Annotated in this window: 15 protein-coding genes; 8 read left to right on the top strand and 7 right to left on the bottom strand. The window is 59.8% G+C overall.

Going from position 1 to position 13,616, the window contains the following annotated elements; genetic code table 11:
* The first annotated feature begins 26 nt into the window (after window positions 1-26).
* Genes AK829_RS02180 through AK829_RS02170 form a run of 3 tightly spaced genes read left to right on the top strand, consistent with a single transcriptional unit; the run spans window position 27 to window position 2,182 of the window.
* Window positions 27-749 (top strand): DUF1648 domain-containing protein, encoded by a 723-nt coding sequence (locus AK829_RS02180; RefSeq protein WP_198147777.1) that lies wholly within the window; start codon window positions 27-29, stop codon window positions 747-749.
* Window positions 749-1,429 carry a thermonuclease family protein gene (locus AK829_RS02175; protein ID WP_052203857.1) on the top strand — a complete coding sequence of 227 codons (681 nt, stop codon included), beginning with the start codon at window positions 749-751 and terminating at the stop codon, window positions 1,427-1,429. The genes AK829_RS02180 and AK829_RS02175 overlap by 1 nt, the downstream gene beginning before the upstream one ends.
* A gap of 3 nt (window positions 1,430-1,432) precedes the next feature.
* Entirely contained in the window at window positions 1,433-2,182 is a 750-nt protein-coding gene (locus tag AK829_RS02170; protein WP_052203855.1) for an NAD-dependent deacylase, read from the top strand.
* Here AK829_RS02170 and AK829_RS02165 read toward each other — a convergent pair.
* The 4 genes from AK829_RS02165 to cobA are packed head-to-tail and all read right to left on the bottom strand — an operon-like array spanning window position 2,179 to window position 4,420.
* Entirely contained in the window at window positions 2,179-2,433 is a 255-nt protein-coding gene (locus AK829_RS02165; RefSeq protein WP_052203853.1) for a Txe/YoeB family addiction module toxin, read from the bottom strand. The genes AK829_RS02170 and AK829_RS02165 overlap by 4 nt on opposite strands.
* Window positions 2,433-2,696, bottom strand: a complete 264-nt coding sequence (locus AK829_RS02160) for a type II toxin-antitoxin system Phd/YefM family antitoxin (RefSeq protein WP_052203851.1) — start codon at window positions 2,694-2,696, stop codon at window positions 2,433-2,435. The genes AK829_RS02165 and AK829_RS02160 overlap by 1 nt, the downstream gene beginning before the upstream one ends.
* 40 nt (window positions 2,697-2,736) lie before the next feature.
* Window positions 2,737-3,696, bottom strand: a complete 960-nt coding sequence (locus tag AK829_RS02155) for a class I SAM-dependent methyltransferase (protein ID WP_052203848.1) — start codon at window positions 3,694-3,696, stop codon at window positions 2,737-2,739.
* Window positions 3,680-4,420: a uroporphyrinogen-III C-methyltransferase gene (gene cobA / locus AK829_RS02150; protein ID WP_052203847.1), complete on the bottom strand. Its 741-nt coding sequence runs from the start codon at window positions 4,418-4,420 to the stop codon at window positions 3,680-3,682. The genes AK829_RS02155 and cobA overlap by 17 nt, the downstream gene beginning before the upstream one ends.
* A 24-nt stretch (window positions 4,421-4,444) precedes the next feature.
* Between cobA and AK829_RS02145 the strand changes: the two genes are divergently transcribed.
* Window positions 4,445-5,638: a protein adenylyltransferase SelO family protein gene (locus AK829_RS02145; protein ID WP_052203844.1), complete on the top strand. Its 1,194-nt coding sequence runs from the start codon at window positions 4,445-4,447 to the stop codon at window positions 5,636-5,638.
* A gap of 24 nt (window positions 5,639-5,662) precedes the next feature.
* Here AK829_RS02145 and mqo read toward each other — a convergent pair whose 3' ends face one another.
* A complete protein-coding gene (gene mqo, locus AK829_RS02140; protein ID WP_052203842.1) occupies window positions 5,663-7,174 on the bottom strand; it encodes a malate dehydrogenase (quinone) in 1,512 nt (503 codons plus the stop codon).
* Window positions 7,175-7,274: 100 nt separating this feature from the next.
* Here mqo and AK829_RS02135 point away from each other — a divergent pair, with 100 nt between their 5' ends.
* The 4 genes from AK829_RS02135 (at window position 7,275) to AK829_RS02120 (ending at window position 10,763) form a co-directional block, all read left to right on the top strand.
* The gene (locus AK829_RS02135) at window positions 7,275-8,267 is read left to right on the top strand and encodes an alpha/beta hydrolase (protein ID WP_052203840.1); all 993 of its coding nucleotides are present in this window, start codon (window positions 7,275-7,277) and stop codon (window positions 8,265-8,267) included.
* Window positions 8,249-9,658, top strand: coding sequence for a mycothione reductase (gene mtr, locus AK829_RS02130; RefSeq protein WP_052203839.1), 1,410 nt, complete (start codon window positions 8,249-8,251; stop codon window positions 9,656-9,658). Before AK829_RS02135 ends, mtr begins: the two co-directional genes overlap by 19 nt.
* A gap of 302 nt (window positions 9,659-9,960) precedes the next feature.
* The gene (locus AK829_RS02125) at window positions 9,961-10,353 is read left to right on the top strand and encodes a hypothetical protein (protein ID WP_052203836.1); all 393 of its coding nucleotides are present in this window, start codon (window positions 9,961-9,963) and stop codon (window positions 10,351-10,353) included.
* 44 nt (window positions 10,354-10,397) lie between these two features.
* Entirely contained in the window at window positions 10,398-10,763 is a 366-nt protein-coding gene (locus AK829_RS02120; protein ID WP_052203834.1) for a hypothetical protein, read from the top strand.
* Window positions 10,764-10,855: 92 nt separating this feature from the next.
* Here the strand turns inward: AK829_RS02120 and map are convergent, their stop codons facing one another.
* Window positions 10,856-11,755: a type I methionyl aminopeptidase gene (gene map, locus AK829_RS02115; protein ID WP_052203832.1), complete on the bottom strand. Its 900-nt coding sequence runs from the start codon at window positions 11,753-11,755 to the stop codon at window positions 10,856-10,858.
* A 10-nt stretch (window positions 11,756-11,765) separates the two neighbouring features.
* A complete protein-coding gene (locus AK829_RS02110) occupies window positions 11,766-13,577 on the bottom strand; it encodes a penicillin-binding transpeptidase domain-containing protein (protein ID WP_052203830.1) in 1,812 nt (603 codons plus the stop codon).
* Between the last annotated feature and the right edge of the window lie 39 nt (window positions 13,578-13,616).

Here is a 13,616-nt window from a genome sequence, read left to right as displayed (position 1 = left end):
GTGCAGTAACGTTTACACCCATGCACATGCGCCGCTCCCTTCTTATTTCTGTTGGCATTTACCTTGCAACGTTTGCGTATCTCCTCCTGCGCTGGGATTCGATTCCGGAGCCGGTGCCGATCCATATCGGCCCTAGCGGTGTGGATGCTTGGGCGGACAAGACGTGGCTTAGTGTTGGCGGCGCGCTGTGGATCGGTCTGGCTATCTCGGCGATGATGGCGGCGTGTGCGCTGCCTGCGGACGTTGCCACAAGGCGTCGCGAGGTCCCGGAAGCTGATGCGCTTCCCTACTCCGAAACGGCAGCGCAGCGCGTCACTGCGCTGTTGAACAAGACGAACGATTTTCTGGGGCACATGGCGGTAGGTACGGCGTTAGTGCTGGCCTCGGCGCAGCTGATGATGTGTTTCCCGCGTTTGATGCCCACGCCACTGTGGATTGTGGGAATTGTGGTCTACTGTATGTACGCGATTGCGGCGTCGATACGCATTATGCACAAGTCGGGTTCCTCCTGGGAGCAGCTACCACCCGATGAGCAGGAGCAGAAGCGCGTGGAGCGACTGAAACTGAAGGCGTCGATGGGCTTTTACAAAGAGCCGCTGGACCCGATGCCTGTGAGCATCATGCCTGCTGAGCCCGGCAAGATCCAGATCAATACCGCACACCCGGTTGGCAAGCGCCTGATGCGCCGGATCATGTGGGCGATCGTCGCCTGCCTAATCGTGATTGTTGTGTTGGTGGTGCTGCTGTGATGCACGGAGTCCAGCAGCAAACCCAGCCAAAGCCCCAGCGGAGCGCTCGCCGCAACACGCTGCGCCTTGTTATCGCACTTCTTATTGCCGTGGTTGGTATCGCAGGCATTGCGCTTGCCGTACGCATGCTCCAGGACGAAGACGCGGTGGTAGTGAGCAAGATTGTGGACGGTGACACCATCGTAGTTACCCACTCCGGCGAAGAGACGCGCGTACGCCTGCTCAACATTGACACTCCCGAAAAAGAGGAGTGCCTCTACGAGGAGTCGACGAAGCACCTGGCATCCCTCATCACTCCCGGGGAACGTGTGAACCTGGTCTATGACGTTGAGCGGGTGGATCGCTACGGCCGGGACCTTGCGGGGGTGTACAAGCAGGACGGCACGTTTGTCAACGAGGTGATGGTGGCCGACGGTTTCGCGCGCGCCGTAGAGTTTCAGCCCAACACCAAGTTCACGTCCACGATGCGCGCCGCCGAAGCTCGTGCGAAAGATGCTGGCCTAGGTATCTACGGGGTGCCCACAGAGTGCTTGTTGCCTACAGACATCGCGCGTGATGCCCTTGCCCGCTATCAATCAGACCCGGACCCTTTCTACCTTGATGTGATGCGTGACGCCGTGGAGGGCACAAAGAATTTCACGTACCGCGAGCAAGCACTGGATCTGATCAATAGCCTGTAGGCCATGAGCCAATCTGCCAACCTTGCCCAGAGTCTTGCCCAAGCACGCGAGATCCTCAGCCACGCCAAACACATCGAGGTGTTTACCGGCGCTGGCGTGAGTGCGGATAGCGGCATTGCCACCTACCGCGACGCGCAGACCGGACTGTGGGAAAACGTGGACCCGCAGGCAATGGCCTCCATCGACGCTTGGCACCGGGACGCTGACACCATGTTCGCCTGGTACCTCTGGCGCGCACACTTGGCCCAGCAGGCGCAACCGAACGCGGGTCACTTGGCCATCGCGAACTGCCCAAAAACTACGGTGACCACCCAAAACATTGACAACCTGCACGAGCGCGCCGGGAGCAACAACGTGGTGCACCTGCACGGTTCGCTCTTTGATTTCCGCTGCACCGACTGCGATGAGCCCTATACCGCCGAAATTGCACTGCCCCACGAGCCGGTTCCAACGATTACCCCGCCGACATGCCCGACGTGCGGTGGTCTGATTCGCCCAGGTGTCGTCTGGTTCGGCGAGGCCTTGCCGGAAGCGGAGTGGCGTGAGGCGGAACGACGCATGCGCACGGCCGATGCCCTGCTGATTGTTGGTACCTCGGGCGTGGTCTACCCCGCAGCTGGTTTGCCGCTGATGGCTCATGCACGCGAGATCCCGATTATTGAGGTCACCCCAATGCGCACGGACCTTTCCCACCTGGCCACGGTGGTTGTTGAAGACACCGCAGCTAACGCCCTGCCCAAGCTCTTGGGCTAGTAGTGGTAACGCGCCTGCAAGACTACAAGATCCCCGTCAACAATCACGTAGACCAGTCGGTGTTCTTGCGTAATTCTTCGTGACCAAGCACCCTCAGCACCATATTTCAAAGGCTCAGGCTTGCCTATCCCCTCAAAAGGGTCACGCAGCGTATCACGCAGCAGCTGATTGACGCGTTTGAGCATCTTTTTGTCATTGGCCTGCCAATGCAAATAGTCTTCCCACGCGTGGCTAGTCCAAACCAGCCGCATTACGCATCTAGTTCAACATCTAAGTCAACGTCGTGCTCTGCTACGGCACCGTTGAGTGCGTCCTCATATGCCTGCGTCAATCGGCGAGCATTTTCTCGCGTTTTAAACAGGTACGCGGTTTCAAGCCATGCTTCGTAATCCTCGGCAGACATAAGTACTGCATTGCCATGACGGGAAACAATCTCCACTGCATCGCGATCGTTGTTCACTTGCTGAATAAGCGGGTACAAGGTACGCCGAGCTTCAGACGCACTGATAGACATAACGCCCTCCTTACTGTCGTACCGCAAAAGGGTACCACATTTATGGCGTCGCCCGAAGCACCGTAAAGGTATTATCCCGCGCCACTTGCTCCACTGAGTCGAAGCGTCGCTGGACTTCCGGCCGATAGCGCAGGTGCGAGTTGTGCACCATGTACAGGGCCCCTCCGGGGGCGAGCATGCGTTTCGACGCATCCAGCAACCGCTGCACCAACGTCGCGTCAACCGCAGTACCGTCGTGAAACGGCGGGTTGAGCGCGATGGTGTCAAAGGAGCCATCAGCAAACCGAGAGCCGGCGTCGTCCCACGTGACCTCCAGGCCGATGGCGCGCGCGGAAAGCACGGCGTCCGCATCAGCATCGGTGGCCACCCCACCAAGACCACGGGAAACAGAGCCGTTGCCACAGCCGAAGTCCAGCAGGCGCCCGGGTTCGGCAGGCAGGCAGGAGCGCAGCAGTTCGCCGCCCCGGTCTGGTTTTGCCCCGGAGAACACGCCACCGATAGCCACAAGCCCATTGGTAACGACTGGCTCGTAGGTCACTTCGCGCGGCCCAGAGGCAACCAGGCAGCGGAACTTCCCACGACCACGGGATGCAGCAACAGACGTAAACGACGCTTCCAGGACAGTGTTCATGCCGCGCGACAGGTGTTTGTTGTTGCCGCCAAGTACAAGGCGCACATCCGTATAGCCAGCGCCAGCAATAGAGCGTGCTATGTAGTCCACCCGGGCAAGAGATTTCGGCATCTCTCCCAACGCAACGATTGAGCCGTGAGCCCCCGCTAGATACGTATCCAGGCGCTGATCCCCCACCACCGCCGCACCCAGTGCGGCAGCCTCCTGGCAGCGCGCGTAGTCCGGATCCAGAAACGTCACCGACGCGCCAGCTTCAATCGCCGCGCGTGTGAGATCAAGCGTCGGATCCTGGCAGATCAGCGCATGCGATGGCGGGCGTGTGGCGTCGTCAAGCGAAAGCTCCCAAATCAAGCTATCCAGCGTGCGCAAGGCCAGCCACCTCCCCGAAGACGTAGACAGCGGGGTTGGTCACGGAGTGCTCCTCCATGACATCGGCAAGCGTGTCGGCGGTGGCGAAGAACACGCGTTGCGCTGCGGTCTCACCCTCCTGGATCACCGCTGCCGGGCACTGCGGTGCAAGGCCGGCTTCAAGCAATGCCGAGGCAATAGCGCGGACGTTGCGCACGCCCATCACCACCACAATCGTGCCCCCGACCTGAGCCAATGCTCCCCAGTCCACCAGGGACTTCGCGTGCCCCGGCGGCAAGTGCCCGGAGACCACCGTAAACGCGTGTGTGACCCCGCGCTGGGTCACCGGAACACCTGCCGCAGCCGGCACCGACACTGCAGAGGTCACCCCGGGCACCACCGAGCACTCCAAGCCGGCAGCCGCACAGGCCTGGAGCTCCTCAAACCCGCGGCCGAACACGTACGGATCACCGCCCTTGAGCCGCACCACCTGCTTGCCCTCGCGCGCGTACTGCACGAGCAGCTCATTGATGCGCTCTTGCGCCACCTGGCGTCCGTACGGCAGCTTGGCTACATCGACGACCTCTTTGCCTTCAAGGTCGAGAAACTGCGACAGCTCCGCGGCGGGCCCGAGGTGGTCTGCAAGAATCACGTCTGCCGCCTCCAAGGCGCGCAGTCCGCGAATAGTCAGCAGGTCCCAGGCACCGGGACCGCCGCCAACAAGGGTGATGTGACCGTTTCTCATAGGGCTCAAGTCTAGGGTGGTGGCATGAACCAACCGCAGCTTGCCCACACGCTCGCAGAAATGCTGCCCGAGATGGCACAACCTCAGCCCGGCACTACCTTTGCCAACGCGCAGCTAGTGGTGCTCAATGAGGCGCTCGCGCGAGAGCTTGGGTTGGACCCCGAATGGCTGCGCAGTCATGACGGAGTGCAGTGGCTTGCCGGTTCCCAGGGTGGTCATGCCATGGCTTACTCCGGCCATCAGTTCGGCCAGTTTGTGCCCTTGCTTGGCGACGGCCGCGCCACCCTCCTCGGCAACCTTCCCACCACCGGCGACCAGGGCGGCTACGAAATCCAGCTCAAGGGCTCGGGCCTGACTGGGTTTTCCCGCCCTGGCTCCGACGGCGCTGGTGCGATCGGGCCGATGCTGCGCGAGTACCTGGTTTCAGAGTTCATGCACGCCGTGGGTATTCCGACGACGCGTTCGCTGGCGGTGCTCAGCACCGGCCAGCATGTGATTCGCCGGCAGGGCGGGGTACCCGGCGGCATTGTGGTGCGTGTAGCCAAAAGTCACTTGCGTATCGGTTCGGTGCAATACGCCGCGACGCAGTCCACGGAGTTGGTGGAAAAGGTCATCCGTGCAGCAGGCTTCGACTCCCCTGTCGCGCTTTTGCAGCACACGCTTGATTCCCAGCTTGCGTTGGTAGCCAAATGGATGCGCATTGGGTTTGTCCACGGGGTGATGAACACGGATAACGCGGCACTATCCGGTGAGACCATCGACTACGGCCCATGCGCCTTTACTGAGACGTATGACCCGGACGCGGTGTTTTCCTCCATCGACGCCCAGGGCCGCTACCGTTTTGGTCACCAGCCATCGATCGCGGTGTGGAACGTGGCCCGCCTAGCGGAGGCACTGCTTGGGGTGATGGATCAAGACACGGCCCAGTCGATTCTTGGTCAGGCGCAGCAGCGTTGGGACGCCGCCTGGAATGCCGAAGTGCCCAACCCCGAAGAGCTTGCTGCGGCAGAGGACCTCTTTGAGTTCAACGGCATCGTGTTTGGGCCACGCAACGGCATGCTGGAGCGCGCCATCGTAGAGGCAGAACGAAACAGCAACCTCGAGCCGTTTTTGGAGCTGGCGCGCGCAACCCAAGACCCTTTCAACCCGGATGCGGGCCCGGAATGGATGAAGGCGCCCGAAGGCGCCTTCCCGTTTCGAACGTTCTGCGGTACCTAGCTTGCGCTGGGATCCCGCAGCTGCTTACTTCGAGCCGTCCAGGTGACGCTCCTGCTCCAGCTGCAGGGCCTTCTGGGTCCATGCCCACTGCTCGTCGTAGGCGGCCTTGTCGCGCTTCAGGGACTTGCCGTAGGTCGGGAACATCTGGTGGAGGGTATCGCCCCACTCGATCATGCGCTCACCGAAGCAACGCTCAAGCAGCTCCAGCATGGCAGCTGGGGTAATCGATGCACCCGGAGATGCGCCGAGGATACCGGCGATGCTGCCGCTCTGATCGTTGACCAGTGCGGTCCCGAATTCGAGTGAGCCAAAGCGCGGAGCAGCGGTCGGCTTGATCACCTGCACACGCTGGCCAGCAACAACCTCGGTCCAGTCCTTCGGATCTGCGTCCGGGTAGTACTCGCGCAGGACGTCCATCTTGCCGTCAAAGTTACGGAAGACCTCTTCAACCAGGTAGGTGACCAGGTTGAAGTTGGTGGCGGCAACACCCAGGTAGGACGGGATGTTGTCCGGGCGGATGGACTTGAACAGGTCCAGGTAGGAACCCTTCTTCATAAACTTCGGAGTCCAGCCACCGTACGGGCCGAACAGCAAGGACTGCTTGCCGTCAACCACGCGCAGGTCCAGGTGCGGGACAGACATCGGCGGGGCGCCAACCTTGGCCTTGCCGTAGACCTTCGCCTGGTGCTGCTCCACGAGTTCCTGGTTGGTGGTCTGCAGCCACATGCCGGAGATTGGGAAGCCCGCGTAGCCGTGAACCTCCGGGACACCAGCCTTGCGCAGTAGGTCCAGTGCGTAGCCGCCGGCACCGACAAAGACGAAGCGTGCGCGAGTGACCTTCTTGTCGCCCGTGTGCACGTTCTTCACAGTGACTTTCCAGAAGTTGCCCTCGCGCTTGAGGTTGGTTACTTCGTGGCCAAAGCGAACCTCGGTACCGGAAGCTTGCGCGGAGTCGATGAACTGTTGGGTCAGTGCGCCGTAGTTAATGTCAGTGCCGACATCGGTCCAGGAGACGGCAACCGGCTCAGCGTCGAAATCGCGGCCCTTGGCCATCAACGGCAGCATCTCGGTGAACTTGGCCGGATCCTCGGTGAACTGCATCTCCGGGAACATGTGGTTTGCGCTCAGCGCATCGTAGCGGCGCTTGAGGTAGCCAATCTGGTCTTCGCCCTGTGCGAAAGACACGTGCGGTACCGGGTTGATGAACTCGCGCGGATCCTTCAGCACATTGTTTTCAATGCTGTAGGACCAGAACTGGCGTGCCAGCTGGAACTTCTCATTGATGTTCATCGCCTTGGACACATCAATGCGGCCGTTCTTCTCCGGGGTGTAGTTCAACTCACACAGTGCCGAGTGACCGGTACCTGCGTTGTTGAACGGGTAGGAAGACTCTTGTGCCGCGCCGTCAAGACGTTCGTAGATCACCTGGGACCATTCCGGTTCCAGTGCGTGCAGCATTGCGCCCAGGGTGGCGCTCATGATGCCGGCTCCTACAAGAAGGACATCCACCTCATCGTCGTAGTTCTTGTTAGCCATACCAAGCCACCTTCTCATCTCTTGAAATTTTGTGCTTCTACAACCCTAGTGCTTTTCCACTCTACGCTGTAGTTTGACGCTCGCGGCTAGTATTGGCCGCATGAGTCAGACCACAATTTTTCGCCCAGACATTCTCGGCCCCGACTATGAACAGGCAACGATTGATCTAGGCAAGGACCCGGACACTGGCAAAGCGGTCCAGGCTGTAGTGGTCAAGGCAATCGCTGGCAACAAGAAGGCAGATCCGAACAAACCTGCACTGCTGTGGATTCACGGCATGAGTGATTACTTCTTCCAAACACACGTAGCGGAATACTTCACCGAGCTTGGTTACCCGTTTTATGCGGTTGATCTGCGTCGCAGCGGCCGTTCCCGCAAGGCGGGCCAGCGGTGGCATTACACCCGGGATGTTGCAAATTACTACCCAGAGCTCAACGCGGCGTTAGACATCATCACAGATGACGTGGCTTCCCAAAAGGTCATTCCCGTCGCCCACTCCACTGGCGGGCTGATCGCCCCTTTGTGGCTGGATTACTTGCGCCGCGAGGACCCAAAGCGTCACGCGCACATTGCGGGGCTCATACTCAACAGCCCCTGGCTGGATCTGCAATACCACCCCGTTTTTGTAACCGTTGCCCGTCCAGTGATGAATACTGTGGGCCGCTTCCTCCCACTGTTGCCGCTGCCGCAGGACAATTTGGGCACCTACGGCGAGTCCATCCACCACAGCAAGCATGGTGAGTGGCACTTCGATACCGCGATGAAGCCGGTCTATGGGCATCGGAAATATTTCGGCTGGATCCGCGCTATTAATAAGGCACAGCAACAGATTCACGCCGGCAACATTGATACGGGCGTGCCCACATTGACGCTTGTGTCTGCGCACTCCTATTTAGGGAAGGACTACTCGGCTGCCGCGGATACTGCAGACACGGTGTTGGACGTGGAGCAGATCCGAAGATGGGCTCCGACACTGTCTCACACCTCAACTGTTAAGACGATTGAGGGTGCACGGCATGACGTGTTTCTTTCTGAATCTTTTGCCCGCGAAGTAGCTTTTAAGACAACTGCAGAATGGTTGGAGACTCTGTGAATACGCACTATGACCTCATCATTATTGGCACCGGCTCCGGTAACACGATTTTGGACGAGCGCTTTGACAACAAGCGCGTTGCAATCGTGGAGAAGGGTGCCTTTGGCGGCACCTGCCTGAATGTTGGCTGTATTCCCACCAAGATGTACGTGCTGGCCGCCGATGCGGCCTACACGCCGCGCGAGTCTGATCGCCTTGGAATTAGCTTGGAATATAAAGGTGCTAATTGGGATGCAATCAAAGACCGCGTATTTGCCAACCGCATTGATCTGATCGCCGCTGGCGGCGAGGAGTATCGCCGTTCAGACGAATGCCCGAACGTGGATGTTTACGACCAGCCTGCCTATTTCACCGGCCTGCGCACCATCGCCACCGGCACCGCAGATGGCCCTGCGACTATCACGGCAGACCAGGTTCTGATTGCAGCCGGGTCGCGCCCCCGCATCCCGGAGTGGGCTGAGGGCGTGAACTATCACACTAATGAGAACATCATGCGCCTTGATGCGCTTCCGGAGTCCTTAATTATTGTCGGCGGCGGTTTCATTGCCATGGAGTTTGCGCACGTTTTTGATGCACTGGGCACGAAGGTGACCATTGTGAGCCGCTCGCAGATGCTTCGCTCCCTGGATCCGACGATTCGGGACGCCTTTAATGAGCTCGCCTCCGAGCGCTTCAACGTTGTTCACTCCGGCATTACGTCTGCCCGCAACACAGAGGGCGGCATTGAGCTTTTGCTTGACGACGGCACAACGCTGACCTCCCAACACCTCCTCCTTGCCACCGGCCGCATTCCCAACGGTGACGAGCTTCGCGCCGTAGACGGTGGCGTGGAGCTTCACCCAGATGGCCGTATCAAGGTTGATGAGTTTGGGAGCACCACCGCTGAAGGTGTGTGGGCGCTTGGCGATGTCTCTTCCCCGTATCAGCTCAAGCACGTAGCCAATGCGGAGGCCCGCGCGGTGGCTGCGAACATTGTGTCGCAGTTCGAGGGCAAGGAGCCGCAGCGCACGATGCCGCACGAGCATGTCCCCTACGCCGTATTTACCCACCCGCAGATTGCCACGGTTGGTCTCAACGAGGACCAGGCTCGCGAGCAGGGCTACGACGTGACGGTGAAGGTGCAGCGCTACGGCGACGTTGCTTACGGCTGGGCGCTGGAAGACACCACGGGTCTTGTGAAGCTGATTGCCGATAAGGCGACTGGCCGTCTGCTTGGCGCCCACTACATGGGCCCGCAGGCGTCCTCGCTTATTCAGCAGGCGATCACGATCATGGCGTTTGATCTTGATCTGCGCGAAGTTGCCCGCAAACAGTACTGGATTCACCCAGCACTGCCTGAGGTTACTGAGAACGCCATTTTGGGTCTAGAACTCGATTTTGTGGATGCGTAAACAACATGAGCAAAACTTTCTAAGTTTGAATCACCCCCGAAATAGGGGCAGGTGATGTTGCTACTGAAGCATGAGTATCGCCAGCTAGAACACTGGCGTTACTAAACCCAGCCCACAATTTTGACGTTAGAGAATTCTGGCAAAATTTTAGGCGCTAGGTTGCGCCGCGGTCCAAGTTAGTTGCTAATATGGTCCGCGACGCTCGGCACAAGGGAGCCGCCACTTCCTACCGAGAGCCTCCAGGGTGAAGCTCCTGCTTTACTGTGGACGTCCTACAAGTACTACGAGTAAGGATTTGTTTCATGCGCAAGTTCCAGAAGGCCGCCCTCGCAGGCGCCACCGCCGTTGCTGTGGCATTCGGCTCCACCGCAGTCGCAACCGCTGAGGATCAGCAGCCGGCACAGCCGAACAACGGCCTGCCAACCAAGACCGTAGAGGCAACCAACAACAAGGATGCCGGCTCCTCCTTCAAGGCTGGTCAGACCCTCGGCGCAACCGAGAAGGATAAGGACGGCAACACCCAGCTGAACGGCACCACCTACGACGCTTTCTTCGCTAAGGATGAGAACTGGAAGGACCAGGCTCCGATCTACAAGCTCCTCTTCGTTGGTGGCATCGCTACCTTCGTTAGCGCGCTCGTTGGCCTCGTGTTCGGCCCGGCGTACAACTTCTTCGTCCACGGCCCGTCTTTCTAAGTCGTAGCCTCCAAACAACCTAGATACTCGAAAGAAGGATAAACATGCGTAACTTCCGCAACGCAGCCGTGGCTTCCGCTACCGCAGCAGCTCTGGTTCTTGGTGGCGCAACCGTCGCTACCGCTGAGCCGACCAATCCCGGTTCCTCCACTGAGGACAGCGCCACCGAGCAGAAGAGCCCGATCTTCGCTGGCAAGCTGGAGGGTGACGGCGAATGGCCGAAGTCCGCTCAGGAGAACAAGGAATACTTCGCAACCGATCACTTCGGCAAGCAGACCGACGCTAAGGCTGTTCCGGACTGGGCTCGCTGGTGGGTTGACTCCTCCATCGTTGGCGCAATCGGTGCTGTTATCGGCCTGATCATCGCTGGCGTTAACTACGCTTCCTACAACGGCTGGATCAAGCTCTAATTTTTCCCGCAGTAAGCGATAAAAAGCTCCCACTCGATTGAGTGGGAGCTTTTCTCTTTGTTCAGGCCCTTAACGGGCCAGGATAGGAGGTCCTACTCCCCCAGCATGTGCTGGCCAGCAGCCACGTCAGCGTCTGGGAGGGTGAGGATCTCATTGCCGTCCTCAGTAATCAGGATCGTGTGCTCAAACTGGGCTGTGTACTCACCGTCGCGGTTTTGGACGGTCCAGCCGTCATCCCACACGTCGTAAGGCAACTCGCCCAGGTTGATCATAGGCTCAATAGTCAGTGTCATACCCGGCTCAAGGATGTCCGTGTAGGAATCCGAGTCATAGTGCAGCACCACCAAGCCATTGTGGAAGGTGGTGCCTACGCCGTGGCCAGTAAAGTCTGTGACCACGTTGTAGCCGAAGCGCTTCGCGTACGACTCAATAACGCGACCAATCACATTCACCTGGCGTCCCGGCTTCGCAGCCTTGATACCGCGCATCATCGCCTGATACGTGCGGTCTACAAGATCGCGGTGCTCCTGGGCTACCTCACCGGCAAAAAACGTCGCGTTCGTGTCACCGTGCACGCCGTTCTTGTACGCAGTGACGTCGATGTTGGCGATATCGCCCTCGTGGATCACCGTCGTATCCGGGATGCCGTGGCAGACGATCTCATTGAGCGAAATGCAGCTGGACTTTGTGAAGCCGCGGTACCCCAGCGTAGACGGGTACGCGCCGTGATCAAGCAGGTACTCATGGATCACGCCATCAACGTAGTCCGTGGTCACACCTGGCTTGATCTCTGCACCGCCAATCGCCAACGCATTGGCCGCAATCTTGGACGTCTCGCGCATCGCCTCAATGGTCTCTGGGCTCTGCACAAACGGCTCGCCCACATTCTCCTGGACTTCGTCCTTCCAGGCGTACTCCGGCCGCTCAATCGACGCGGGCACTTTCCTAATCGGGGTTGGCTTACCTGGGGTCAATTTTCCGCGTTGATTCATGCGATCAATGTTAGCCCCTTGCCGCATCCAGGTTTGCAAGCATGGTCTGCGTCAGCGCCACGGCCGTTTCAGAGCCGCCGCCCAATACAACAAGCGTGGCAAACGCAATGTCATCGTCAGACCGGTAGCCGGTAAACCAGGAGTGCGATCCGCCGGTGATTTCGGCTTCGCCGGTTTTACCGCGAACGTCTCCAAGCGATGTAAGCCCACTTGCGGTACCACCCGGCGAGGTCACCGCAAGCATCATCTGGCGCAGCTGCTCCATCGCCTCCGGGCGGGGCTTTTCCACATGCTCATTGACTTGCGTTTCCTCCCCCGGCAGCAGGAACGGAACGGGCATCTCACCGCGTGCAGCCGTCGCAGAAACCAACGCCATCCCAAACGGGCTTGCCAGGTCATAGCCCTGGCCGTAGCCGGCCTCAGTGCGCTCCAGCGGGGTCTCGCCCACCGGGATAGAACCGGTAATGGTGTCTAGCCCCGGGATAGTCATATCCAGGCCAAGACCGAACTGCTTGCCCACCTCTTGGAGCTCGCCGGGTGCCAGTTTGGTGGAGATGTCCGCGAACGTGGTGTTGCAAGAACGCGCGAACGCCGTCTGCAGGGGCACGCTGCCCATGCCGAAACCGGCGTAGTTAGTCACCGTGCGGCCGTAAATGTTCATCGTGCCGGGACACGGAACGATGGAATCCGGGGTCAGCGATTGGCGCTCCAGGCCTGCTGCGGCGCTAATGATCTTGAACGTAGAGCCCGGCGGGTACTGGCCCATCGTGGCCAGGTTGCCCTTCTTGTCCGCCGCCGGAGTTTGGGCGACCGCCAAGATCCCACCAGTAGAGGGGCGGATTGCCACAATCATTGCCTCGCGGCCAGCGACCGGCTCTAGCGCTTGCTCCGCGGCGCGCTGCACGGCACGGTCCAGACTGACCTGGATTGCTGGCGAGGACGCGGGATCCACACGCTCAACCTGTTCAAAGGCCACACCGTTTTCGTTGACTACGGATACGCTCCAGCCCGGGTCACCATCCAGATCATCACCAACCAAGGTGGCAATACGCGCCATGATGTCCGGTGCGAAGCCGGGGTCAAGGTTAACCATTGCGGCTTCCTCGTTAAGCCGCACGCCCGCCTCGCCGCCGAGGGCTTGCTCGAAGGCGTCCTTTGCGGTGGCAGGAATCAGGGCAGCCGAATACGTTGATTGGGTGGAAGAAAGGGCTTGGGTGAGCGACGCAGCACTATGAAGCGGAACAGCCCTATCAACCTCATGTGCGGCCGCAAGGGCTGTCGCGATGCGCTGGGCAGCCTGCGGCACGCTCTTGATGCCCTTAGGTTCCACCAACACGCGGTAGGCCACACCCGGACGGAGCAGCTCCGCACCATCGGAGGAGACCACACTGGCCGGGCGGGCCGGGATTGCGCGCAGCTCCAAATGCTGGTGGGCTCCCAGCTTCGGGTGGATCGCAGACGGCTGCCAGCGCACCTGCCATCCCTCTGCGGACTGGGTAAGCGTCATGTGCGCGTCATAGGCATACTCACGCTCACGCGGAAGCTGCCAGGCCATGCGGTAAGTCGCTGTGGCAATCGCCTCGCTTTGGCTTACCTCCGTCAGCGTTGTTTCAAGCGACTCCGCTTGCAAGCCCTCCCAGGTGGTTTCGGCGGCGGACTGGGCGGTCGACGGATCGTCGATAATCTTGCCAAACTCGGCGCGCTCTTCAAGCGCTTTCAAAAAAGCCTTCGCTACCGGCTCTGCCGAGTCGGGCCTCGGTGTGCATGCCGCAAGCACCACTGCGAGAAACAGACAGCTAAACAGGGCAATAAGGCGGCGCATGAGAAAAACGTAACAGCGCCGAGGGGATCCCCGGCGCTG

The organism is Corynebacterium riegelii, from assembly GCF_001263755.1.
Taxonomy (GTDB): Bacteria; Actinomycetota; Actinomycetes; order Mycobacteriales; family Mycobacteriaceae; genus Corynebacterium; species Corynebacterium riegelii.
Note: the sequence above shows the minus strand (reverse complement) of the source record. Positions and strands in the feature narration are given on the sequence as shown.

What these genes read in the sequence shown, in the direction of transcription:
- AK829_RS02180 (WP_198147777.1), top strand. Translation starts at nt 27, where the DNA reads ATGCGCCGCTCCCTTCTTATTTCTGTTGGCATTTACCTTGCAACGTTT.
- AK829_RS02175 (WP_052203857.1), top strand. Translation starts at nt 749, where the DNA reads ATGCACGGAGTCCAGCAGCAAACCCAGCCAAAGCCCCAGCGGAGCGCT.
- AK829_RS02170 (WP_052203855.1), top strand. Translation starts at nt 1,433, where the DNA reads ATGAGCCAATCTGCCAACCTTGCCCAGAGTCTTGCCCAAGCACGCGAG.
- AK829_RS02165 (WP_052203853.1), bottom strand. Translation starts at nt 2,433, where the DNA reads ATGCGGCTGGTTTGGACTAGCCACGCGTGGGAAGACTATTTGCATTGG.
- AK829_RS02160 (WP_052203851.1), bottom strand. Translation starts at nt 2,696, where the DNA reads ATGTCTATCAGTGCGTCTGAAGCTCGGCGTACCTTGTACCCGCTTATT.
- cobA (WP_052203847.1), bottom strand. Translation starts at nt 4,420, where the DNA reads ATGAGAAACGGTCACATCACCCTTGTTGGCGGCGGTCCCGGTGCCTGG.
- AK829_RS02145 (WP_052203844.1), top strand. Translation starts at nt 4,445, where the DNA reads ATGAACCAACCGCAGCTTGCCCACACGCTCGCAGAAATGCTGCCCGAG.
- mqo (WP_052203842.1), bottom strand. Translation starts at nt 7,174, where the DNA reads ATGGCTAACAAGAACTACGACGATGAGGTGGATGTCCTTCTTGTAGGA.
- AK829_RS02135 (WP_052203840.1), top strand. Translation starts at nt 7,275, where the DNA reads ATGAGTCAGACCACAATTTTTCGCCCAGACATTCTCGGCCCCGACTAT.
- mtr (WP_052203839.1), top strand. Translation starts at nt 8,249, where the DNA reads ATGGTTGGAGACTCTGTGAATACGCACTATGACCTCATCATTATTGGC.
- AK829_RS02125 (WP_052203836.1), top strand. Translation starts at nt 9,961, where the DNA reads ATGCGCAAGTTCCAGAAGGCCGCCCTCGCAGGCGCCACCGCCGTTGCT.
- AK829_RS02120 (WP_052203834.1), top strand. Translation starts at nt 10,398, where the DNA reads ATGCGTAACTTCCGCAACGCAGCCGTGGCTTCCGCTACCGCAGCAGCT.
- map (WP_052203832.1), bottom strand. Translation starts at nt 11,755, where the DNA reads ATGAATCAACGCGGAAAATTGACCCCAGGTAAGCCAACCCCGATTAGG.
- AK829_RS02110 (WP_052203830.1), bottom strand. Translation starts at nt 13,577, where the DNA reads ATGCGCCGCCTTATTGCCCTGTTTAGCTGTCTGTTTCTCGCAGTGGTG.